This window comes from Natronococcus jeotgali DSM 18795 (assembly GCF_000337695.1).
GTDB lineage: Archaea > Halobacteriota > Halobacteria > Halobacteriales > Natrialbaceae > Natronococcus > Natronococcus jeotgali.
This window is the reverse complement of sequence record NZ_AOIA01000115.1, coordinates 16,607-37,479: the sequence shown is the minus strand read 5'-3', so window position 1 is coordinate 37,479 and position 20,873 is coordinate 16,607. Positions and strand designations below refer to the sequence as shown.

Sequence of the window (20,873 nt, the reverse complement as noted above, 5' to 3'; positions counted from 1 at the left end):
GCCCGCCCGCGGGCGTCGCGAATCAGCTACCGCCGCGAGCGACGACTCAGTCGCCGTCGCTTCGAGCCTCGCGGCCCAACTCCGATTCGACGGCGTCGACCTTGTCGTCCGCTGTCATCGACTTCTCGCGTCTGTCGTCGACCTGTACCAGCGTCTGCACCTCGCTACCCTCGACCGCCCGGTGGGCGGCCCCGCAGGCCGCGAACAGCTCCTCGACGTCTTCGGCCTCGAGCGTCGTCGCCAGCGGGGTCGTCTCGTACTCGACATCGTACTCCTCGAGGGCGTCGATCGCGGCCGCGACGTCCTCGGTCGCGTCGTCGTCGGTGATCGGCGTCACGCGAAGCAGTGCGAAAACCGTCATGGGCGTCCGTTCCCCCGGTCGCCACGTAGTGGTTTCGGTCGGCGGTACCACCGGGTTGTCGCCCCGTGACGGGACGCGAGGACGGACGGGCGAGCGGGGGGAGGTGATCGCGTGACCGATCGACGCGAGCCGACGACCGACGGCGGGGCGAGCGCGCCCGTCGATCCGGCGACGCCCGGCTCGGAGGCGGAGGGCCGATCGAAGTCCCCATCGGGAGACGATCCCGACGATCGGCGACGCGCGAGGGGGATCCGCGACCGCCTCGAGCGTCGGGCGATCGCGCTGTTCGGCCTCGGAACGATCCTCCTGCTGGTCGTGCTGTTTTACTACCCCGTCGCGACGGTGTTCGTCGAGGCCGTCGTCGTCGAGGGGAGGGCGACGCTCGCGGTCTTCCTCGAGCTCCTGCGGGATCCGTTCTACTTCGGCGATCTCGCCCGGCTATTCGCCGGCGAGTCCCCGTTCGCGGTCGCGGGCGACCTGCTCTCTGCCGACCGTCGGCTCGGCATCGTCGGCTTCACGGCCTACCAGGCCGCCCTCTCGACGCTGCTCAGCGTCGCGCTGGGCGTGCCAGCGGCCTACGTCCTCGCGCGCTACGAGTTCCGCGGCCGACGGACGCTGCGCTCGCTGACGGTGCTTCCGTTCGTCCTCCCGTCGATCATGGTCGCGGTCGGCTTCGTCGCGACGCTCGGCGAGAACGGGACGCTCAATCGGGTGCTCGGGCTCGTCGGGCTCGGCCCCGTCGAACTGCTGTTCAGCCTCGAGGCGATCCTCGTCGCCCACGCCTTCTACAACGCGCCGCTGGTCGCGCGGGTGACGACCGCGGCCTGGGAGTCCGTCGACGCGAGCGCGATCGAGACCGCCCGCAGCCTCGGGGCGAGCCCGTTCCGCGCGTTCCGGGACGTCGTCGCGCCACAGCTGTATCCCGCCGTGTTGATGGGCGCGGCGTTGACGTTCGTCTTCACGTTCGGCACCTTCCCGATCGTGCTGGCGCTGGGCGGGTTCGAGCTGGCGACCGTCGAGGTGTTCGTCTACCGGCTGATCCGGGACCTCGAGTACGCCGAGGCGGCCGCGCTGGCGATCCTCGAGCTCCTCATCACGCTGGGGATCCTCTACGGCTACCTACGCTACGAGGCCGCCCACGTCGTCCGTTCGCGCGGCGTGCGCCCGCTCCCGCGTCGCCCGCTCTCGCCGCCCTCGCTCTCCGTTCGCGAGCTGCTTCCGCGGGCCGGGATCGCCGTCTACGCCGCGATCGCACTGGTCGTCTTCGTCTCGCCGATCGTCAGTATGCTCTACGCGAGCGTCTCGGGGCCCGACGGGCTCACACTGGATCACTACCGGTTCCTGCTCGAGCGCCAGCGAACCGCCGCGGCATTCCAGGTCCGGCCCTGGCCCGCGATCCGCAACTCCCTGCTGTTCGCCGCGGGCGCGCTCGCGCTCGCCCTGCCGATGGGCGTCGTCGTCTCGGTGCTGACGACGCGACAGTATCGAGGTCGCAAGCTCGTCGACGTCGCGGCGATGGCCCCGCTCGCGGTCTCGGGGATCGTCGTCGGGATCGGCCTGCTGCGGGGGCCCGTCTTCGGAATCGAGCTCTCGGGCTGGCGGATCGCGATGGGCGGCGCTGCCGCGATCGTCGCCGCCCACGCCGTCTCCTGTTACCCGTTCGTGGTCCGGACCGTCGCGCCGGGCCTCGAGTCCGTCGATCGCTCGCTCGTCGAGTCGGCCCGCGCGCTCGGGGCCTCCCGGGCGCGAGCGCTGTACGACGTCGAACTCCCGCTGGTCTGGCCCGGCGTCGTCGCGGGCGCCGCCTTCGTCGTCGCCATCTCGATGGGCGAGTTCTCCTCGACTGTGATCCTCGCGACCGGAACCGATCAGTACACGATGCCCGTCGCGATCGAACGCTTCATCGGGCGTCGGCTCGGACCTGCGACCGCAATGGGCGTCGTCCTGCTCGTGGTCACGAGCATCAGTTTCGCCATCATCGACCGCCTCGGGGGTGAGAGCTTTGGCATCTGAGGAGTCCGGTCGGTCGCTCGAGCGATCGAACGCGACGAGCGCCGAGTCGCCGACCGAGGATCGACCGACCGCCGTCGAACTCGACGACGTGGCGAAGCGCTACGCCGAGACGACCGCCGTCGACGGCGTCTCACTGTCGGTTCGAGAGGGCGAGTTCTTCACGCTCGTCGGCCCCTCGGGCTGCGGGAAGACGACGACGCTGCGGCTGATCGCGGGCTTCGAGTCGCCCACGGAGGGAACGGTTCGCTTCCACGGGGAGGACGTAACGGGAACCCCGCCCGAGGACCGGGACGTCGGCGTCGTCTTCCAGAACTACGCGCTGTTTCCCCACATGAGCGTCGGCGAGAACGTCGCCTACGGGCTCAACTTCGCCGACCCGCCCGGGGGCGTCTCGGACGACGAGCGCGTCCGGGAACTGCTCGAGCTGGTCGACCTCGAGGGAATGCGGGATCGCGAGCCCGATCGGCTCTCCGGGGGTCAACGACAGCGGGTCGCGATCGCGCGCGCGCTGGCGCCCGGGCCCGACGTGCTCCTGTTAGACGAGCCGATGAGCGCGCTCGACGCCCGGCTGCGCGAGCGACTGCGAATGCAGGTGCGGGCGATCCAGCGGGAGCTCGGAATCACGACGATCTACGTCACCCACGACCAGGAGGAGGCGCTGGCAATCTCGGATCGCGTCGCGGTGATGCGGGACGGCACGCCCGAGCAGGTCGCTCCGCCCCGCGAGATCTACCGTCGTCCCGGGACCCGGTTCGTCGCCGAGTTCGTCGGCGACAACAACGTCCTCGAGGGGACCGTCCTCGAGAGCGAGGACGGACGGGCGCGGATCGAGGTCGGGTCGGAGACGTTCGCGGTCGCTCTCGAGGATCGGACGGTCGCAGTCGGCGACGCGGTCGCGTTCTGCGTGCGGCCCGAGAATCTGCGAGTCGATGCGAACGGGGCGGGCTCGAGCGGGCGAAACGCGACGACGGCGACCGTCCGGAGCGCGGAGTTCCTCGGCGAGACGACGCGGGCCCACCTCGAGTGGCGGGGGCGGGAACTGCTCGTCCGAACGCGGGATCCGCTGTCGGGCGAGGTCCGCGTCGGGTTCGACCCCGAGGACGCACGCGTCGTCGCGGTCGATCGAACCGCGTGAGGGGATTTCGAGTTCGGCTCGCTCGAGGTGACGTTACGTATAGAGTACTTAATCATCGTTCTGGGACTGCTGGTTCCAAAGTAACTCATCCTCGGATGAAGCAGGGTTATCGGCTGTCGAATCAGTCGAAGTATCGAACCGGAGAATTGCATAGAAGAGCAGCCCGAGTCCAGCCGCGAACAAGAGGTCTTCACTGACCTGAAGGAGTAAGATCTCGGTGAACGTCAAGCGAGACTCGATCGACAGCCAGAGGAAGTAGGCCGGGTCAACGAGCGTCCCCAGGACGATCAGGCCGAACCCCAGGGTGGCAAACCGATACGACGCCTGATCGCTGTTTCGCCGATACGCGAGGAAACTCAGCGCGGTCAAGAGACTCCCAACCGCGACTGCCCCGATATTGCTAAGGACGTACGCCCACAATTCCAGCGTGCTATCCATAGTACGGATCGTTCCAGAAGTGAGGCCAGTCCGCCTTGCTATTCGTTCCCCGACTCGCCTCCTGGTAGGAGTCAGCAAGCCCTTCTAAGAACCCGTCCAGCTTCTCAACAGCGGAGTCGTCACGTTCGAAGATAATCGCGAAGATCCGCTCGAGAACGGGATGGTCATTGAAGGAGACGTCATCAGTGGCAGGGTCAAAATCGATGACGTCGATCTCGTCGAGGGTCGGAAGATGCACGTGGTGCAGCAAGAGGCCGATCTCCTCGGCTGACGGCAACTCACGATGAACCGTTTCTGGCAGACGGTGGCGAATCTCGTGTGCCAGTTCGGTTCGCGACTTCGTCTGTTCGGCTTCAAGGACGGTCAGCGTGATCCGACGATATTCGTGGGAAAGAGCTGAGAGTATCGCATCCACATCGTCGGCGTCGATCTTGAGCAACTGTTCGAACCGTGGATCATCGAGTGCCGGGTGCGTCGCAATTTGGACGACGTCATCATCTTCTTTCCACGAAATGAAGTCTGCACTTTCCAGTGCTGGCAGATGGATGTGAGTGAGTTGCACCTGCATCGCCTCGATCTCTGTTGTACCGAGCGACGATGTCTCCTGCTCCGTGGCAGCAAGGTAGGCGGCAAGTTGCTTCAGGGGGAGCGTCGATCCCCACCTGTTAAGGGCGAGAAGGCACTCGCGTCGGTGACGGGACGCGATACACTCGAGCGTCGGATTCCGCAAATAGGTGTCACTCTCGGTCATCACTCCTCCACTCAGTTCCGACGGCTAAATAGCGTTGTCACAGGATAACCAGACCTTCGCGCTGTATCACTCGTTGTCTCTCCTGAATTGGGCGGTCTCTACCGTCCCAAATTGACCAGGCTCGTCGTGCAATATTCTCGCTGTGGGTTCAGCAGTGGTTGTTCAAACTTCTCAAGTCCGCGGAACCGTAGGTTCCGCGCTACGCTCACTCGCTCATCCCCTGTCAGAGTCCACTCTGACAAGCCTTCATTCGCGCTTCTCACGAAGACCTCGCGCAGTTTCGGACGGCGTCTCGCTTCGCTCACCGCCGTCCAGCGCACGCCACCGCAGGATAATTAATTGATCTGACGACCGCTCGAGTACTGTCTGGCGGTCCGAAGCGATTGCGCTCTTTCGTCAGAGCACTCGAGTTGGTCGTTGGGGCCGTGGAGCGTGAGCTCGCTACTCCTCGGCGATCCGGCTCCCGCCCGGCGGCATGAAGTGCTGGATGCGGTCCGGGCTGGCGATCTTCCGGACGAACGACTCGTCGGCGAACTCCTCGCGGAACTGCCGGTAGAGCCGTTTCGCCGCGTCGGCCTGAGCGTACCGGCCGGGCTCGAGTTCGATCAGCGTCTCCGCCTGGCCCTCGATGGCAGCGGGCGGGCCGCCGATCACGCGGGTGTAGGGCTCGCACTGGATGCCGACCGCCGCGCCGACGGGCGTATCGCGGTAGTAGGTTCGGTCGCCGCGGATCGCAAAGCCGCCCTTCTCCAAGTACTCGCCGCTCTCGGGGGTCTTGGTGACCTGATCCGAGTCGACGGCGTAGACGTCGCCCGCGTAGCGGCCGTCCTTCCAGACCGACGAGTACGAGACCGCGAACTGGGCGGCCTCCTCGACGCTCGAGTCGGGCAGTTCGATATCCGACGAGGACGCCTCGCTGGGATCGGTCGCCTTGAGCACCGTGACGGGGCCGCCGTGGGCCTGGGTGTGGAGCACCGTGTCGCCGGGCTCGAGGTACTTCTTGACGAGCTCCTCGTTCTGGTCGGCGTTGCGCCCGCCGATCACGAGGTAGCCGTCGCTGGTGTGGAACCAGCGAAAGCGGTCGTACCAGGGCTCGTTCTCGCGGATCGGGATCGAGGCCAGCTCGAGCCAGTTCGTCTCCTCGTGTTCGTCGTCCTCGTCGCCGTCGGCCGTTTCGTCGGTCGCCTCCCACTCGTCGCGGCGTCGCTTGGCGTCCGCTAAGTCCTCGCGGGTGTCCTCGATGGCCGCCAGCGCGCCTTCTTTCTTCTCCTCGATGCGTTTGGCCTCCGTGTAGATGCGGTCGGCGTTTTGCTCGACGCCCTGCCCGGCGTCCAGATCGATCTTTTCGCCGTCGAGTTCGACGGTGACGATTCCGTCGGTGCCGTCGACGCCGACGACCGCCTCCGCGGCCTCGATGCCGCGTTCTTTCCCCTCCTCGAAGCGTTGTTCGATCTCGTCCCACGGGCGGTCCTGCGCGCGGGCCTCCTGGACCGTCGAGAGGATGTCGTCGACCAGCCCGTACTCGGCGTACAGCAACTCGGCGTTCTCCCGCTGGGCCTCGGCCTGCTGCTCGAACCCCTCGATCGCGCCCTGCTGTTGTTCGATGATACGCTCGTGTTTGGCGATCTCCTCCTCGAAGTCGGGCCGTTGCTCGGTCGGGTCGGGCTCCTCCTCGTCTTCCAGCTCGAGTTCGAAGAAGTAGTCGTCCAGCGCCGTGAGGAAGCTGTCGGCGCTCTCGGCGGTCAGGCCCGCGTTCTCGTGTTCCTCGAGCGGGAACGGCGTGGCGTCGACGACCGGGCCGTCGACGGGCTCGTCCGCCGCCTCGTTCTCGCCGTCCTCCTCGATCGGCTCCCGGTACAGCCGCGGGTCGAAGTTCGCGTTTCGGACGTCGAGCGCGAGCCGTTCGATCGCCTCGTAGACGCGTCGGTAGTCGTCCTCGGTGGCGTCCTCGATGTCCAGTGCCTTCTCGACGCCGGCGCGGGTGCAGACCTCCTCGGCGTAGAGCCCGCCCATGTTGAGCTGGGTCGCCAGCGTCCGGACGACGTCCGTATCGGAATCCTCCATCTCGCGGTCGAACGCCTCCCGCGAGACCGACAGCGGGTTCGTCCGCGAGTCGGGGAACTCGTAGCGCGAACCCGGGACGACGGTGCGCGATTTCAGCCGGACGGTCTCGAGGCAGTCGATCACCTCGTACTCGCCGTCGGTGACGGCGATGTTCCCCTGCCCGAACAGCTCGACGATGATGCGGGTGGTGCCGTCGTCGCGCTCGAAGACGAACTCGAGGATGCGGTCGAACTCGAACTGCTCGACGCCGACGAAGTCCGCCCCCGAGAGGCGGTTGCGAAGCATCATCGCGAACTGCGGCGGTCGGCCGGGGGCGTCGGGCACCCGTTCGGGCGCGACCGTGTGGGCGCGTTTGACCTCCCCGACCTCGATCAGCAACTCGACGCGACCGCGGTCGAAATCGCGCATCTTGAGCCGCAGGAGGTCGTCGCCGTAGAGGTAGGCCTTGTCGACCTTCGCGCCCTCGTAGGTGCCGAACTCCCCGACGAGGGCCGCGAGGTCGACGCTCGTAAGCTCCCGCTTTGGATCCATACCTCTACCTGCCCGGCCCGGTCAAAAAGGCGTGTCGCTCCGGCTCGGCCCGGGCTCTCGTCCCGGGTCAGAAAGGCTCATCGGCGCCGAGCGCGTTCCCGCCGAGTATGGACACCGCAGGCTCGCCGCCGAGCGGAACCGACGCGAGGACGGAACGCGAACGTCGACGACTCCGGCCGGACGACGGGGTGGGACGATGAGCGCGCCGCAGGCGCCGGTCTGGACGGACGTCTCGAGGCTCCCGTCGTTTCTCTCGCGACTCGAGGAGTCCGGCGGTCTCTCGGTCCGCGCGCTGATCGAGGAGCTCGAGGTCGATCTCCCGGTCGACGGCGTCACCTACCACGACCGCGGGATCCGGATCCCCGGCCACGACGCGACGTTCGTCCACGAACCGACGGGCTCGCGCGGTCGCCCGGCCTTTAGCGTTCAGCTCGACACGATCGGGCCGCGAAACGGCTGGGCGATCTTCGACCGGACGCTCTCCTGGGACGTCTACCTGCTTCGGGCCGGTGACACCGCGGCGATCGCCTGGCTGAGCGACGAGGAGTATCGGATCGAGGAATCCGACCACTTCGATTCCAAACGCGACGCGATGGCGGCGGGGCGGTTCTCGTTCGGGATCTTCCTCTACGCCGGCGAGGCCTGGGAGGAACAGCAACGGCGGATACGGAGCACGAACGCGCCGGCGTACCTGCTGCGTGATGACGGCGAGCCGATGATCCCGAACACCCAATCGGAGTTCTACGCGCTCGTCGACTCGACGGTCACGGAGTTCCGGACGAGCGGGGCGGCGCCGGACTACCTCGGGCTGCTCGAACTCGAGGCGACGGTCGACGGGTAACCGGCTTATCCGGTCCATAATCGTTTTATTCGGATTTCTACCGAACGAGAAAACGGGAGCGCGGGTGCGCCGTCGGCGGTCCGCTCGAGGTGGGGGGAAAGCGTCGAGCGGCGGGAGTGGGGGGATGCCGACGGCGCGCCCGGATCAGGTACAGCGGGTGTGGCGCTGGTTGTCTGGGGGAGTGATCGATGCCGACGAACGTCGGCACCTGATGCTTCAGGTCACACCACTATAAAATTTTCGTAAGAAATACTATATTTTTAACCATCGATCAGACCTGATTCGAACGGGTCGTGACCCGAGGGTCAGTCCTCGTCGGCCGCGTCGCTTTCCCACCCTTCGGTGAAGATTCGGTCCTCGTCGACGCCGGCGTCCGCGAGCAATTCCTCCGTTTCGACGACCATCTCGGGAACGCCACAGACGTAGCAGTCGGCGTCTTCGAGGTCCTCGAGCGCCTCCGGGAGGTGGTCCTGGACGTGTCCCGTCCTGCCGTTCCAGGCCCGATCGTCGTCGGCGTCCGAGAGGACGTACTCCACGGACAGCGCTTCGGTCCCCGCCCGCAGCTGATCGATGCTCTCGCGGAAGATCAGGTGCTCCTGGTCGCGCTCGCCGAACACGAGCGTCGCGTCCCCGGTTCCCTCCTCGGCGTACTGCCTGACCATCGGGTACAGCGGGGTGATCCCCGTCCCGGTGGCGACGAAGACGGCGTCGCGGTCGGGGTCGCGAAGGTGGAGGTTGCCCTCGACCGGCTCGACCTCGACCTCGTCGCCCGGCGTCCGCTCGTGCATGTAGACGGACCCGGTGCCGTCGTCGTAGCGCTTGATCGTCAGGACGAGCTGGTTCGTCCCCGGTGCGTTTATCGCCGTGTACGGGCGGGCCTGTTCCTCGCCGTCAGCTTCGAAGTGGACCGCGGTGTGCTGGCCCGGGTCGAACTCGAAGCGGTGGTCGTCTGCGACGAGCCGGAACTGCTTCACGTCCGGCGTCATCCGGTGGATGTCGGCGACCGTCGCCGTCAGGGTCATACTACCACCTGCGGGCAGAAGCCACTAAGCCGTGCTGTCGGCACGTGCGGCCCGAAAAAAGAACCCGATCTGCGGGACTCGGCGTCGACCGTTAGGCCTTCTCGTCGACGGCGGCTTCGATCGCCGCGTACAGCTCGTCGGTCTCTTTCGTCGGCGAGTAGACGGTCCCCTCGACGCTGACCTGCGGGACGTCGTCGACGGACAGCTTCTCGATTTCTTCGACCGTCTCGTCGAGTTCGTCCTGGTAGGCCTCGCCCGCGGCGGCCTCGTAGACCGCCTCGGGGTCGTCGACGTCCGCTTTCTTCGCGACCCGCTCGAGTCGGTCGGGGGTCGCCCACTCCTCGTCCGTCTCGATGTTGATCGCGACGCACTCGACGAACGCCCAGAACTGCTCGGGATCGTGGTCCCAGACGGCGAGCCCGGCTCGAGCCAGCCGCGGGCCGTCGTCGCCGTGGAGCACCTTCCCGTCGAGGGAGGGGACCGCGTGAACCTCGAGGTCGACCGTCCCCTTCTTGACGTGGGTCTCGAGCAGGTCGACGAACTCCTCGAGCACGAACTCGGAGGTCTCCGGCGACTTCCAGGTGCCGAACAGCTTGATCGTCACCGGGGAGTCTCCCTCGCCGGCGATCGGGAACGCGGACTTCGGGTCGTCCGGCGTCGGGATCGGATCGAGCACGCCCTTCGGCTCCTCGAGTTCGTCCTCCTCGGTGGACTGGTCCGACTCGTTCTCGTCGTCGCCGTTCGCTCCGTTCCCGCCGTTTTCGCCGTTGTCCCCGTTTTCGCCGTTGGCTCCGTTGCCGTTCGACGAATCGTCGTCATCGTCGTCGCTGGAGAGGAAGTCTGTACATCCCGCCAGCCCGGCAATGGCCGCTCCACTGCCGACCTGCAGTACGCGTCGTCTCGTGCGGTTGTCTTGCGTCACGAGCTCGACTACTCCGTTCTCCGGAATTACTACTATTCAGGTAAGTCACTAGTTACGAAGTATATAATTCACCGAACTTCATTTCGGATTATACATTCGGCGATAATCGGTCGGCTAACCGACCGAAATGGACCGGTTAATACGGTCACGGATAGTTATACATTATCCAGATGGGATCGAAAAACGGTCCCGTCGACCGGTATCGGAACCGACTGACCCGGCGCTACGGGTCGAGGACGACCTCGCGGACGTCGTCGACGCCGGCGCGACGCACCGCGGCCCGAACCGGATCGCGGGCTCCGACGAGGTTGTCCGAGTCGCCGTCGAGGACGAGCAGCTTCCCCGGCGCGCCCGCTTCGAGCGGGCCCCAGTCCAGCCCCGCGAGTTCGGCGCCGTTGACCGTCGCCATCCGGAGGATCGTCTCGGCCGACAGCTCGGAACACTTCGCGAGGAACTCCATCTCCCGGAACATCGACGGCGAGTTGAGCATCACGTTGTCGGTGCCCAGCGCGAGCGTCGTCCGCTCGGCGAGTTCCGCGGCGGGCGGGAGCCCGACGCCGGTGACGAGGTTCGACCGGGGACAGAGCACGATCGGCACCTCGGCGTCGGCGATCCGCTCGAGGTGGTCCGGCTCGGGGTGGACGACGTGAACCAGGAAGTCGGGCTCGAGGTCGAGCGCGCCGTCGAGATCGCTCGGATCGCCCTCGCCCGCGTGGATGCCGAACGGCTTTCCCGCCTCGCGGGTCGCGGCCCGTTCGTCCTCGAAGTCGCCGTCGTTGGCGCCGCTGGCGCCGAACCCGTCGCCAGCCTCCATCGCCGCGACCGAGCCGCGGGCGAACGACAGCGCCTCGAGCTCGAGCCCGGCGGCGGCGTCCTCGAGCTGTTCGACGCCCTCGAGGCCGCCCTCCCTGAAGTCGAGACAGGCGGCGGTTCCGCCGCGTTGCATGTACCGCAGCGATCGGCCGATCGCGTCCACGAGCTCCTCGCGGGAGGCCTCCCGAAGGAGGCGGTGTTTCAGCCCGTCGGGCGGAGCCACGAGCTCCTCGAGCGAGAGCCCGCCGCCGGCCTCCTTCGCGATCGAGTCGCCGACGTGGGTGTGCGCGTTGACAAAGGGCGGCAGGATGACGTCCGAACTGTCGACCGACTCCTCCTCGATGGCTTCGATGCGTCCCTCGTCACTGATGACGATCCGTCCCTCGACGGGCTCGAGCGCCCGCCCGCGGAGGATCGTTCCGGTTCGCTCCATACCGACGAGTCGGCGGGCCCGCCCTTCAACGGTTCGCGTTCCGATCGACGATCAGTCGACGAACTCGTCCAGCGTCGTCTCCACCCCGTCCCGAACCTCCGTGACCAGGGCGCCCTCGATGTCGAGCCCGAGGACGTCGACGGCGGCTCGGCCGACCCGGTCGCGGAGCTCCGCGGGCGAGTAGACGCCCAGTCGCCACTGGGAGTACTGGGCGGCCCGCAGGGCGCCGACCAGCGGCGACTGCTCGCCGAGTCGACGCATCTCGCCGTTGACCATCACGCGACTGGTCGACTCGGTCATCGAGGGGCGGCTCGGGACGTCGAGGATGACGTGAGCCGGGTCGACGCTCGCCCGCTCGGCGATCTCGCGTTCGAACTTCCGGATCGCCTCGTGGTCGGCCTCGATGATTCCGTCGGGGACGTCGTCGATCTCGGCCCAGACCGCGCGCTTGAACAGGTCCCGGTGATCCAGTCGCCGCGAGAACGCGCTCGTCGCCTCGCAGTTACGCAGCGCAACCGTCAGATCGTAGTCGTCCATCCGCTGGAGTATCTCGGCGTCGACGCCCGCCTCCGGTGCCTCGAGCAGTCGTTCGGCGGCCCGTCGGAGCATCGCCTTGCTGATCCGGGCGACGCTGTGGCTGTACACCGTCGGGTTCATCAGCGCCCGCGCGACCAGCAGGCTCTCCGCGGTCTGGACGTTGCCCTCGGCGAGGACGAGCTCGCCGTCGGTAAACGTCAGCTCTCGGACGAGCCTGCCGTGGTCGATCGTCCCGTAGGGAACGCCCGTGTGGTGGGCGTCCCGCACGAGGTAGTCCATCCGATCGACGTCGAGCTCGCCCGAGACGAGCTGTCCGAACCGCCCCTCCCCGGCGACCAGTCCGGCGACCGTCTCGGGCTCGAGGTCGTGTTCTCGGAGGACGTCGCCGACCCGTCCGTCCGCGAGCAGCTCGCGGACGTCGTCGTGGTATCGTCCCGTTCGGCGGTGGGTCAGCGACTCGAGGTTGTGGCTGAACGGGCCGTGACCGACGTCGTGGAGCATCGCCGCGGCGTGGACGCGTTCGGCCTGTTTCCCCTCGATGCCGAGTCCCTCGAGAGCCTCGCAGGCGAGGTGGTAGACCCCGAGGCTGTGCTCGAACCGGGTGTGGTTGGCGGAGGGGTACACGAGCGAGACGGTCCCGAGCTGGGCGATGCGGCGCAAGCGCTGTACCTCGGGCGTGTCTAGCAGCTCCCGGGCGACGCCGTGGACTCGGATGTGGTCGTGGACGCTGTCCTTGATGGTCTTCATTGTCGGCGCTTCGCCGCGTTCGTACAAAAACCGTGGTACGAATCCGTCCGCGGTTGAATACGACGAGGGCAATACTTTACGCGTGGCTGCCGTTCCTTCGCACAGGATGACGGAACTGACGATCCCACCGGACGCCGACGAGGAACGCGCGGCACAGCTGGTCCGAGAGCACGTCGAGGTCGGCGATGTCGTCGAGGTGCGCAGCGAGGAGTGGGCCGACGAGCGACAGAACGTCGACGTCGAGGGGACGGTGACGGCCCTCGAACCCGGCTACCTCGAGCTCGACGAGCAACCCCCCGGCGAGGGGAGCGTCCGTTACGACGAGATCCACACGATCTCGACGATCGACTCCGCGTAGCGACCGTTGGGCCACTTCGGGCGCTAGTTCGGGCAGTCACCAGTGACCGGGTTCTCGGGTCGCTCGTCGTTCAGCACCCGCACCACGTCGCGGACGACCGTCTCGCGGAGTTCGACGATCGACTCCTCTGAGTACCACGCGACGTGAGGCGTGCAGACGGCGTCGTCCCGGCCGACCAGCGGCGAGTCCTCCGGCGGTTCGTTCGGCAACACGTCCAGCCCCGCAGCGGCCAGCTCGTCGTCTTCGAGGGCCGTCGCCAGCGCCCCGTCGTCGACGACCGCGCCGCGGGCCGTGTTCAGCAGGACGGCGTCGTCGCCCATCGCGGCGAACGCCTCGGCGTCGAACAGTCCCCGCGTCTCCTCGGTCAGCGGCGCGTGTACCGAGACGATGTCGGAGCGCTCGAGCAGTCCGCCGAACGACACCTCCTCGACGCCGTACTCGGCGAGCTCGGCGGCGGACTGGTGGGGGTCGTACGCGACGAACTCGAGATCGAACCCCGAGAGTCGCTCGGCGATCCGGCGGGGGATCGAGCCGAACGCCGCGAAGCCGAGGGTCTTCCCCGCCAGTCGGTGGATCGGCGCGCCGACCGTCCAGTCCCAGGTCCCCTCGGCGACCGCGCGGTCGTACAGCGAACTCCGGCGCACGCAGGCGAACAGGAGCGCGACCGTGTGGGTCGCCACCTCGTCCTGGCAGTAGTCGGGGACGTTGACCACGGCGACGCCCTCGTCGGCGGCGGCCTCGAGGTCGACCGCGTCGACGCCGATCCCGTACCGTCCCACGGCCGCGAGGTCGAGGGTCTCGAGGACCGCCCGATCGATCGGCGCGTACTGGACGAGCAACGCGTCGGCGTCGACCTCCCGTGCCGCCTCGATCACCCCGTTGGTGGTTTCGGCGTCGGCCGAGGCGAGTTCGACGTTCGCGTCGTCGGCGACGCCGCGTTCGATCTCGAGGTCGGGAAAGTCGAAGTCCGTGACAAGAATCGTGTCGGTCATCGATCGGTCGATTCGTTCGAGCGCCCTGCCGATAGGCGTATGGTCCGAGAGATCCGAAAAAAGACGGGTCGTGTCTACTCGAGGGAGACCCACTCGCCGCGCTCGTCGCTGTCCTCGATGGCCGCGAGGATCCGCTGGGCGGCCAGCCCGTCCTCGAAGCTGGGGTGGAACTCGCCGTCGCTATCGATCGCGCTGAGGAACTCGTAGTTCTCGTGGACGAACGTGTGCTCCCAGCCGATGACGTGGCCCGGCGGCCACCAGTGGTCGACGTAGGGGTCGTCCTCGTCCGTGACGAGGATCGTCTCGTAGCCGCGGTTCTCGTCTCGACGGAGGACCTCGAGCTCGTTTAGGCGCTCGAGGGAGAACCGCAAACTGCCCTCGCTGCCCTGGATCTCGATCGTGTGGTCGTTCTTGTGGCCCGTCGCGTACCGCGTCGCCTCGAGGGTCCCCATCGCGCCGTTTTCGAACTCGAGCTGGGCCGAGTAGGCGTCGTCGACGGTGACGGGCCGGGTCTCGCCGTCTTTCCCCTCTACAGGACGCTCGTCGACGAACGTCTGCAGGTGGCCGCTGAGCCGTTCGATCTCGCCCGCGTGCTCGTCGTCGCCGACCAGGAATCGCACGAGGTCGACCGTGTGCGCGCCCAGATCGCCGAGCACGCCCGAGCCCGCCATCTCCTCGTCGAGGCGCCAGGCCCACGGCGCCTCGGGGTCGACCAGCCAGTCCTGGAGGTATCGCCCGCGGACGTGGCGTACCTCGCCGATCTCGCCGTCGTCGATCAGCCGCTTCGCGTACCGGATCGCGGGGACGAACCGGTAGTTGAACGCACAGCCGTTCGGGGCGCCGGCCTCGCGTGCGGCGTCGGCCATCTCCTCGGCCTCCTCGAGGGTCGGGGCCAGGGGCTTCTCGCAGAAGACCGGCGTGCCGGCCTCGAGGGCGGCGATCGAGGGCTCGGCGTGGACGTGGTTCGGCCCGAGGTTGTAGAAGACGTCGACGTCGTCGACGACCTCGCGCCAGTCGGTCGCCGTCTCCGCGAATCCCAGTTGCTCCGCGGCATCGGAGAGGGCGTCCTCGTCGCGGCCGACGAGGACCTTACGCTCGACGTCCGGGGCGTCCGGGAAGAACATCGGCAGCCGAGCCAGTGCGTTCGCGTGGGCTTTCCCCATGAACCGGTAGCCGAGTACGCCGACTTCGAGGGTCATGCGCGACCGTTCACCACAGGTGTAGTTAGAAGTTTCCGTCTCTCGGCGCCTCGCCGCCGAACGCGGGCTCACGCGTTCGTTGCGAGCACAGGCCGCGCCTTTACTGAACCGGTCGACGAGGGTTGAGTCGTCATGAAAGCGCTCCGCTGGCACGGCGAACAGGACGTCCGCGTCGACGACGTCCCGAAGCCCGAGATCGAGGAACCGACGGACGCGATCGTCGAGATCACCGCGACGGCGATCTGCGGCTCGGATCTGCACCTCTACAACGACTTCATGCCGGGGATGCAGGAGGGCGACATCTTGGGCCACGAGCCGATGGGCGAGGTCGTCGAGGTCGGCGAGGAGGTCGACAACCTGCGGGAAGGCGACCGCGTCGTCATCCCCTTTACCATCAGCTGTGGCTCCTGTTGGTTCTGCGGGAACGATATGTACTCGCTGTGTGACGAAACCAACCCCAACGCCGAGATGGCCGCGGAGTCGATGGGCCACTCGCCGGCCGGCCTCTTCGGTTTCTCGCACACGCTGGGCGGCTACGACGGCGGTCAGGCCGAGTACCTGCGAGTGCCCCACGCCGACGTCGGGCCCATCAAGATCGACTCGAACCTCTCGGACGAGGAGGTCCTGTTCCTCTCCGACATCTACCCGACGGGGTACATGGCCGCCGAGAACGCCGAGATCGAGGAGAACGACACGGTCGCCGTCTGGGGCTGCGGTCCGGTCGGCCAGTTCGCCATCCAGAGCGCCTGGATGATGGGCGCCGACCAGGTGATCGCGATCGACCGGATTCCCGAACGCCTCGAGATGGCCCAGGGCCACGCCGACACTCAGGTGATCGACTACTCCGAGGAGGACGTCTACGACCGACTGATGGACGCGACCGACGACTACGGACCCGACAGGTGTATCGACGCCGTCGGCTCCGAGGCCCACTCGACCTGCGTCGACACCGTCCCCGACGAGCCCGACCGACCGTACGTGATCCAGCAGGCGGCCAAGTCCTGTCGCAAGGGCGGGACGCTCTCGATCCCGGGCGTCTACATCGACGGAATGGACGACGCGCCGATGGGCCCGATCATGAACAAGGCCCTGACGATCAACACCGGACAGACCCACGTCCAGGCCTACCTCGACGAGCTACTCGAGACGATCGAGGATGGACAGATCGATCCCTCCGAAATCATCACGCACACGGGCTCGCTCGAGGACGGCCCCGAGATGTACGAGAAATTCAACGACAAGGAGGACGACTGCGTCAAGGTCGTCCTCGAGCCCTGAGAAGGACCGAGGATCACGCTGTTCCGCCACGGTCGATCTCGCATCGAACGAGCCGCGAAACTGGATTCGTCGCCGCAAACGGTCGGTAGCTACCAGCGCTACTCGCCTCGAGTCGAGGAAGAGTTGCCGACCACCGTCGGTTGTTCCCCGGACGCGGGCATCGTGAAGTGGAAGATGGCACCGTTGCCGGGTTCCGATTCTACCCAGATCTCTCCGCCGTGTCGTTCGGCGATCCGGTCACAGAGCGCCAGGCCGATACCCGAGTCCGATCCTTCCTCGTCGGTGTGGGCGGTCTGGAACACGTCGAAGATCCGTTCTCGTTGCTCGGGATCGATACCGATACCCTGATCGGCGACTGCGAACTGCCACTTCCCGTCCGCACGTTCGGCGCCAACCTGGATCTGCGGAGCCTCGTCCCCGCTGTACTTGAGGGCGTTCGAGACGAGATTGCGAAATACCTGTGCGAGCTGGTCGGCGTCCGCAGTTACCGTCGGCAGTTCCTCGACCGTGATCGTCGCCTCGCTCTCTTCGATGTGGGGCTGGAGATCCGTGAGCACGTCCTCGAGGACCGCCTCGGCGTCCGTCGGCTCGAACGGTGCTCCCCGGGTTTCGACCCGCGAGTACTCGAGCAGGCTCTCGATCATCGCCTGCATCCGGTCGGCGCCGTCGACCGCGAACTCGATGAACTCCGCCGCATCCTCGTCGAGGGCGTCCTCGTAGCGATCCTCGAGCAGCTCGAGATAACTCGAGATCATCCGCAACGGCTCCTGAAGGTCGTGAGAGACGGCGTACGCGAACTGCTCGAGTCGCTCGTTCGACGCCTCGAGCCGTTCGACGCTCTCGTTTAGCTCCTGCTTCGTTCGCCTGAGTTCCGTCACGTCGGTGTACAGCGCGAACGCGCGCCTGTTTGCCGTTCCGACTTCGTACGGAACAACGCGAAGCTTGTAGTGACCGCCACCGCTCGAGCGGTCGACGGTCACTTCCGTCTCGTAACTCTCTTGCTCCGCGATGTGTGCCCTCACTTCGCTCTCGGTCTCGGTCTCTCGAAGCGGCACGGTCTCGAACAGGTTCTCGCCCTCGGCGGCTGCGCTCGTGTGTCCCGGGAACTCTTCGAAGACGGCGTTGGCCCGAACGACCGTTAGCTCGCCGTCCGAGTACCGGAGATCCACGATCGCGGACGGTGCGTTCTGGAACAACGATTCGAACCGCTGTTTCTCGGTTCGGATCTGCGCCTGTGTCGACTCGAGTTCGGTCGTCGTCGCTTCCAGCTCGGCGATGGATTGCTTGCGACGGGCCGTTTCGAGTCCCACGACGAGTCCGCCCACGCCCCCGACGAGGGTCACGAACGTCGCCTGGAACAGAATTACGTCGGGGTCGATCGCCGCTTCCGGAGTGAGGTGTTGATGCAGCGAGTACCCCCCGGACGCCAGCCCGGCGAGCACGTACCCACCCGTCGTCCGCGTGCCGATGATATCGTACCCGCTCGAGCCCTTGACGTTCGCGAACGCGTAGTATCCCGCGAGGCCGAACAGAGCCGAAAGGGCGACGAGCGACCACTGGCCGAGTATCGTCGGCACCAGTGGTGCGTCGTGCGCCCACAGGTGGTAGACGGAAACCCCCAGCGACAAGATGAACAGAATCCCGACGGCCGCGGGCCCCCACCGCAAAACGGACCGTCCGTTCATGCGTGGAACTTCTTTCGTGAGACAGTTATATATTAAGCCAAACGGTCGCCGGAAACGGCACTTCGGTGCCGGCTCCGACCGCGTCGTCGAACTCGGCGAGCGGATCGAACCGCCCGCTCGAGGATCAGCGGTTCCGGGGGCTACTCGAGCCCGCGCTCGACGACCGAGACGTCCTCGAGCGCCGCCAGCGACTCGAGCACGCTGTCCAGGTGCTCGGGACCGCTCCCTTCGAGTCCGACCGTCACGGGAACGCGGTTCGGGTGGTCGTCGGGGCCGCGGCGGGCGCGCTCGAGAACGTCGAGTTCCGCGCCCGCCGATTCGACGGTCTCGACGAGGTCGCCGACGGTCGTCGGCCAGCCCGCGACGGCCAGCCGGGCCTCGGCGTAGCGCCCCAGATTCTGGAGGCCAGCCCGGGTCAGCTCGGCGTGCTCGGTGAGGTCGACGTTCCCCCCGGAGACGACGACGGCGACGCGCTCGTCCTCGAGGGCGGTTTCCTCGGAGAGCGCGGCGGCCAGCGGGGCCGCGCCCGCGGTCTCGGCGACGGTCTTCGCCCGCTCGGCGAGCAGGGTAACCGCGGTCGCGAGCTCGCGGTCCGTGACGCCGACGACGTCGTCGACGACCTCGCGGGCGTTCGCGAACGTCGTCTCGAGCATCCGCGTGTCGGCGATCCCCTCCGCGACGGTGTCGACGTCCGCGAGTTCGTGGATGCGGTCGTTCTCAAGGGCGGGCTTGGCGTGGAGCGCCCCCTCGGGCTGCACCCCAACGACCCGAATACCCGGATCAGCAGCCTTCAGCACGGTGCCGATCCCCGAGATCAGCCCGCCCCCGCCGATGGCGACGAGGACGGTGTCGAGCGCGGGGTACTGCTCGAGCAGCTCGAGGCCGACGGTGCCCTGGCCCGCGATGATCGCCTCGTCGTCGAAGGGGTGGACGAACGTCTCGCCGGTCTCCGCGGCCCGCTCGAGGGCGTACTCGTAGGAGCGCTCGTAGATCTCGCCCTCGACGATGACTTCGGCGCCGTAGCCGCGGGTGGCCTCGATCTTCGCCGCTGGGGTGACCTCGGGGACGACGATGGTCGTCTCGATCCCCAGGAGGTCGCCCGCCAGCGCGACGCCCTGGGCGTGGTTGCCCGCGCTCGAGGCGATCACGCCCGCCTCCCGTTCGCTCTCGGAGAGCTGGGCCATCCGGTTGTACGCGCCCCGGATCTTGAACGAGCCCGCCCGCTGGACGTTCTCGAGTTTGAGCCCGACCGACGCCGCGCCGCTCAGTTCGGCGAACGTCCGCGAGGTGTCAAGCGGCGTGCGGTGGACGACGTCGGCGATGCGGTCGCGGGCCGCCTCGACGTCCGCCCGCGAGATGCGACCGTCGCTCACCGCGTCCCCCCTGTAGCCGCGGTCGACCGCGACGTCGACGCCCCTTGCTCCTCGAGCGCGCGGATCGTTTCCACGAGGACCGCGGCGCCGTGCTCGAGGCTGCGCTCGTCGACGTCGAAGTGGGGCGTGTGGTGGCTGTCGGGGTGGTCGGTGCCGACGATCAGGTAGGTTGCCAGCCCGCCCTCCGCCTGGACCCGCTCCATCAGGAAGGTCGCGTCCTCGCTGGCGCCGAAGTCGGCGCGCTCGACGACGCGATCGACCCCCTCGACGCCGCGGGCGACGTCGGCGACCACGGCGGCGAGTTCGGGGTCGCTGTCGGCCCGCGGGGACTTGCTGACGACGTCGACCTCGGCCTCGCAGTCGTGCAGCGTCGCCGCGGAGCGGACGATCCGTTCGAACCGCGATTCGACGTACTCCATCAGCTCGGTCGTCTCCCCGCGGGCCTCGGCCTCCATCCGCGCGTGCTCGGCGATGACGTTGCTCGCGCTGCCGGCCTCGGCGTAGCCGACGTTGACGCGGGTCATCCCGTCGCTGTGGCGCGGGATCGCGTAGATGTTTTCGATCGCCGTCCCCATTGCGTGCATGGCGTTTGCCCCCTCTTCGGGCGCCTTGCCCGCGTGGGCCGACTCGCCCTCGATCTCGACGTCGAGGTGGGCCATCGCCAGGGGCTTCTCGATCCCGGCGACGACCTCGCCCGTCGGGTGGTCGAGGCCGACGTGGACCGCCAGCAGGTAGTCCAGGTCGTCGGCGAAGCGGCTCCTCGCCATCGGACAGCCCCCGCCGCTGACCTCCTCGGCGGGCTGGAAGAAGACGACCAGCCGACCCGAAAAGTCGCTCTCGGCGATCGCCTCCAGCGCCGCGAGCCCCCAGGTCATGTGGGCGTCGTGGCCGCAGGCGTGCATCGCCCCGTCGATCTTCGAACGGAACCCCTCGGCAGCCGGGAGGTGGTCGACGTCGTCGGCCTCCTCGATGAACAGCCCGTCGATGTCGACCCGGAGGCCGATCGACGGCCCCTCGCCGCGGTCCAGCACCGCGACGGCACCGGTGTTTCCGCCGGCCATACACTCGAGGGCGTCCTCGTCGGCCCCCCACTCGCGGGCGCGCTCGCGCCAGTCCTCGAGTCGTTCCTCGTCGGGAACGGCCATGCGGTCGGCCGGGTCGTAGGCGTCGGCGCCGACGGCCAGTTCGTCGACGCCGATGCGCTCGAGTTCCTCGACGAGGCGGTACGTGGTGTAGAACTCCCGCCAGGCGGGCTCCGGGTGACAGTGGAAATCCCGGCGAACGGCGGACAGCCGGTTTCGGATCGGTTCGCTCATGGGGGTCGATGACTCCCCCCACGAACTTAATTGTACACAATTGTCGTTAACGTCGGCTACACAA

Annotated in this window: 18 protein-coding genes; 5 read left to right on the top strand and 13 right to left on the bottom strand. The window is 67.4% G+C overall.

What is annotated here, in order from left to right:
* Positions 1 to 46 precede the first annotated feature (46 nt).
* The gene (locus tag C492_RS12085) at positions 47 to 361 is read right to left on the bottom strand and encodes a thiamine-binding protein (protein ID WP_008423925.1); all 315 of its coding nucleotides are present in this window, start codon (positions 359 to 361) and stop codon (positions 47 to 49) included.
* A gap of 111 nt (positions 362 to 472) precedes the next feature.
* Here C492_RS12085 and C492_RS12080 point away from each other — a divergent pair, with 111 nt between their 5' ends.
* Positions 473 to 2,374, top strand: coding sequence for an ABC transporter permease (locus C492_RS12080; RefSeq protein WP_008423923.1), 1,902 nt, complete (start codon positions 473 to 475; stop codon positions 2,372 to 2,374).
* A complete protein-coding gene (locus C492_RS12075) occupies positions 2,364 to 3,509 on the top strand; it encodes an ABC transporter ATP-binding protein (RefSeq protein WP_008423921.1) in 1,146 nt (381 codons plus the stop codon). The genes C492_RS12080 and C492_RS12075 overlap by 11 nt, the downstream gene beginning before the upstream one ends.
* 48 nt (positions 3,510 to 3,557) lie before the next feature.
* Here the strand turns inward: C492_RS12075 and C492_RS12070 are convergent, their stop codons facing one another.
* The 3 genes from C492_RS12070 to rqcH form a co-directional block, all read right to left on the bottom strand.
* Positions 3,558 to 3,947 carry a DUF7521 family protein gene (locus tag C492_RS12070; RefSeq protein WP_008423920.1) on the bottom strand — a complete coding sequence of 130 codons (390 nt, stop codon included), beginning with the start codon at positions 3,945 to 3,947 and terminating at the stop codon, positions 3,558 to 3,560.
* Positions 3,940 to 4,698, bottom strand: a complete 759-nt coding sequence (locus C492_RS12065) for a DUF7344 domain-containing protein (RefSeq protein WP_008423919.1) — start codon at positions 4,696 to 4,698, stop codon at positions 3,940 to 3,942. The genes C492_RS12070 and C492_RS12065 overlap by 8 nt, the downstream gene beginning before the upstream one ends.
* Positions 4,699 to 5,139: 441 nt before the next feature.
* Positions 5,140 to 7,293, bottom strand: a complete 2,154-nt coding sequence (gene rqcH, locus C492_RS12060) for a ribosome rescue protein RqcH (protein ID WP_008423916.1) — start codon at positions 7,291 to 7,293, stop codon at positions 5,140 to 5,142.
* Positions 7,294 to 7,489: 196 nt separating this feature from the next.
* Here rqcH and C492_RS12055 point away from each other — a divergent pair, with 196 nt between their 5' ends.
* On the top strand, positions 7,490 to 8,134 hold the full coding sequence (locus C492_RS12055) for a hypothetical protein (protein ID WP_049893036.1): 645 nt from the start codon (positions 7,490 to 7,492) through the stop codon (positions 8,132 to 8,134).
* Positions 8,135 to 8,439: 305 nt separating this feature from the next.
* On the opposite strand, the gene C492_RS12050 is transcribed toward C492_RS12055, so the two are convergent.
* The 4 genes from C492_RS12050 to C492_RS12035 form a co-directional block, all read right to left on the bottom strand.
* Positions 8,440 to 9,156 (bottom strand): ferredoxin--NADP reductase, encoded by a 717-nt coding sequence (locus tag C492_RS12050; RefSeq protein WP_008423913.1) that lies wholly within the window; start codon positions 9,154 to 9,156, stop codon positions 8,440 to 8,442.
* Positions 9,157 to 9,247: 91 nt separating this feature from the next.
* Positions 9,248 to 10,078 (bottom strand): thioredoxin domain-containing protein, encoded by an 831-nt coding sequence (locus tag C492_RS12045; RefSeq protein ID WP_008423911.1) that lies wholly within the window; start codon positions 10,076 to 10,078, stop codon positions 9,248 to 9,250.
* A gap of 223 nt (positions 10,079 to 10,301) precedes the next feature.
* Entirely contained in the window at positions 10,302 to 11,324 is a 1,023-nt protein-coding gene (locus C492_RS12040; protein ID WP_008423909.1) for an amidohydrolase family protein, read from the bottom strand.
* A 51-nt stretch (positions 11,325 to 11,375) separates the two neighbouring features.
* The gene (locus tag C492_RS12035) at positions 11,376 to 12,608 is read right to left on the bottom strand and encodes an HD domain-containing protein (protein ID WP_008423907.1); all 1,233 of its coding nucleotides are present in this window, start codon (positions 12,606 to 12,608) and stop codon (positions 11,376 to 11,378) included.
* 106 nt (positions 12,609 to 12,714) lie between these two features.
* Between C492_RS12035 and C492_RS12030 the strand changes: the two genes are divergently transcribed.
* Positions 12,715 to 12,966 carry a hypothetical protein gene (locus tag C492_RS12030; protein WP_008423906.1) on the top strand — a complete coding sequence of 84 codons (252 nt, stop codon included), beginning with the start codon at positions 12,715 to 12,717 and terminating at the stop codon, positions 12,964 to 12,966.
* A gap of 23 nt (positions 12,967 to 12,989) precedes the next feature.
* Here the strand turns inward: C492_RS12030 and C492_RS12025 are convergent, their stop codons facing one another.
* Both C492_RS12025 and C492_RS12020 read right to left on the bottom strand, forming a co-directional pair.
* The gene (locus C492_RS12025) at positions 12,990 to 13,958 is read right to left on the bottom strand and encodes a C-terminal binding protein (RefSeq protein WP_008423904.1); all 969 of its coding nucleotides are present in this window, start codon (positions 13,956 to 13,958) and stop codon (positions 12,990 to 12,992) included.
* Between the two features lie 74 nt (positions 13,959 to 14,032).
* Positions 14,033 to 15,157, bottom strand: coding sequence for a Gfo/Idh/MocA family protein (locus C492_RS12020; RefSeq protein WP_008423902.1), 1,125 nt, complete (start codon positions 15,155 to 15,157; stop codon positions 14,033 to 14,035).
* A gap of 132 nt (positions 15,158 to 15,289) precedes the next feature.
* Between C492_RS12020 and C492_RS12015 the strand changes: the two genes are divergently transcribed.
* Positions 15,290 to 16,435 (top strand): zinc-dependent alcohol dehydrogenase, encoded by a 1,146-nt coding sequence (locus C492_RS12015; RefSeq protein WP_008423900.1) that lies wholly within the window; start codon positions 15,290 to 15,292, stop codon positions 16,433 to 16,435.
* A 98-nt stretch (positions 16,436 to 16,533) separates the two neighbouring features.
* On the opposite strand, the gene C492_RS12010 is transcribed toward C492_RS12015, so the two are convergent.
* From C492_RS12010 to C492_RS12000, 3 genes are all read right to left on the bottom strand, one after another.
* Positions 16,534 to 18,120 carry a sensor histidine kinase gene (locus C492_RS12010; protein ID WP_008423898.1) on the bottom strand — a complete coding sequence of 529 codons (1,587 nt, stop codon included), beginning with the start codon at positions 18,118 to 18,120 and terminating at the stop codon, positions 16,534 to 16,536.
* Between the two features lie 140 nt (positions 18,121 to 18,260).
* A complete protein-coding gene (gene ilvA / locus C492_RS12005) occupies positions 18,261 to 19,493 on the bottom strand; it encodes a threonine ammonia-lyase (protein WP_008423897.1) in 1,233 nt (410 codons plus the stop codon).
* Complete coding sequence (locus tag C492_RS12000; protein ID WP_008423895.1) at positions 19,490 to 20,809, bottom strand: amidohydrolase; 1,320 nt, start codon at positions 20,807 to 20,809, stop codon at positions 19,490 to 19,492. Before C492_RS12000 ends, ilvA begins: the two co-directional genes overlap by 4 nt.
* Positions 20,810 to 20,873: the final 64 nt, after the last annotated feature.

What these genes read in the sequence shown, in the direction of transcription:
- C492_RS12085 (WP_008423925.1), bottom strand. Translation starts at nt 361, where the DNA reads ATGACGGTTTTCGCACTGCTTCGCGTGACGCCGATCACCGACGACGAC.
- C492_RS12070 (WP_008423920.1), bottom strand. Translation starts at nt 3,947, where the DNA reads ATGGATAGCACGCTGGAATTGTGGGCGTACGTCCTTAGCAATATCGGG.
- C492_RS12065 (WP_008423919.1), bottom strand. Translation starts at nt 4,698, where the DNA reads ATGACCGAGAGTGACACCTATTTGCGGAATCCGACGCTCGAGTGTATC.
- rqcH (WP_008423916.1), bottom strand. Translation starts at nt 7,293, where the DNA reads ATGGATCCAAAGCGGGAGCTTACGAGCGTCGACCTCGCGGCCCTCGTC.
- C492_RS12055 (WP_049893036.1), top strand. Translation starts at nt 7,490, where the DNA reads ATGAGCGCGCCGCAGGCGCCGGTCTGGACGGACGTCTCGAGGCTCCCG.
- C492_RS12050 (WP_008423913.1), bottom strand. Translation starts at nt 9,156, where the DNA reads ATGACCCTGACGGCGACGGTCGCCGACATCCACCGGATGACGCCGGAC.
- C492_RS12040 (WP_008423909.1), bottom strand. Translation starts at nt 11,324, where the DNA reads ATGGAGCGAACCGGAACGATCCTCCGCGGGCGGGCGCTCGAGCCCGTC.
- C492_RS12035 (WP_008423907.1), bottom strand. Translation starts at nt 12,608, where the DNA reads ATGAAGACCATCAAGGACAGCGTCCACGACCACATCCGAGTCCACGGC.
- C492_RS12030 (WP_008423906.1), top strand. Translation starts at nt 12,715, where the DNA reads ATGACGGAACTGACGATCCCACCGGACGCCGACGAGGAACGCGCGGCA.
- C492_RS12025 (WP_008423904.1), bottom strand. Translation starts at nt 13,958, where the DNA reads ATGACCGACACGATTCTTGTCACGGACTTCGACTTTCCCGACCTCGAG.
- C492_RS12020 (WP_008423902.1), bottom strand. Translation starts at nt 15,157, where the DNA reads ATGACCCTCGAAGTCGGCGTACTCGGCTACCGGTTCATGGGGAAAGCC.
- C492_RS12015 (WP_008423900.1), top strand. Translation starts at nt 15,290, where the DNA reads ATGAAAGCGCTCCGCTGGCACGGCGAACAGGACGTCCGCGTCGACGAC.
- C492_RS12010 (WP_008423898.1), bottom strand. Translation starts at nt 18,120, where the DNA reads ATGAACGGACGGTCCGTTTTGCGGTGGGGGCCCGCGGCCGTCGGGATT.
- C492_RS12000 (WP_008423895.1), bottom strand. Translation starts at nt 20,809, where the DNA reads ATGAGCGAACCGATCCGAAACCGGCTGTCCGCCGTTCGCCGGGATTTC.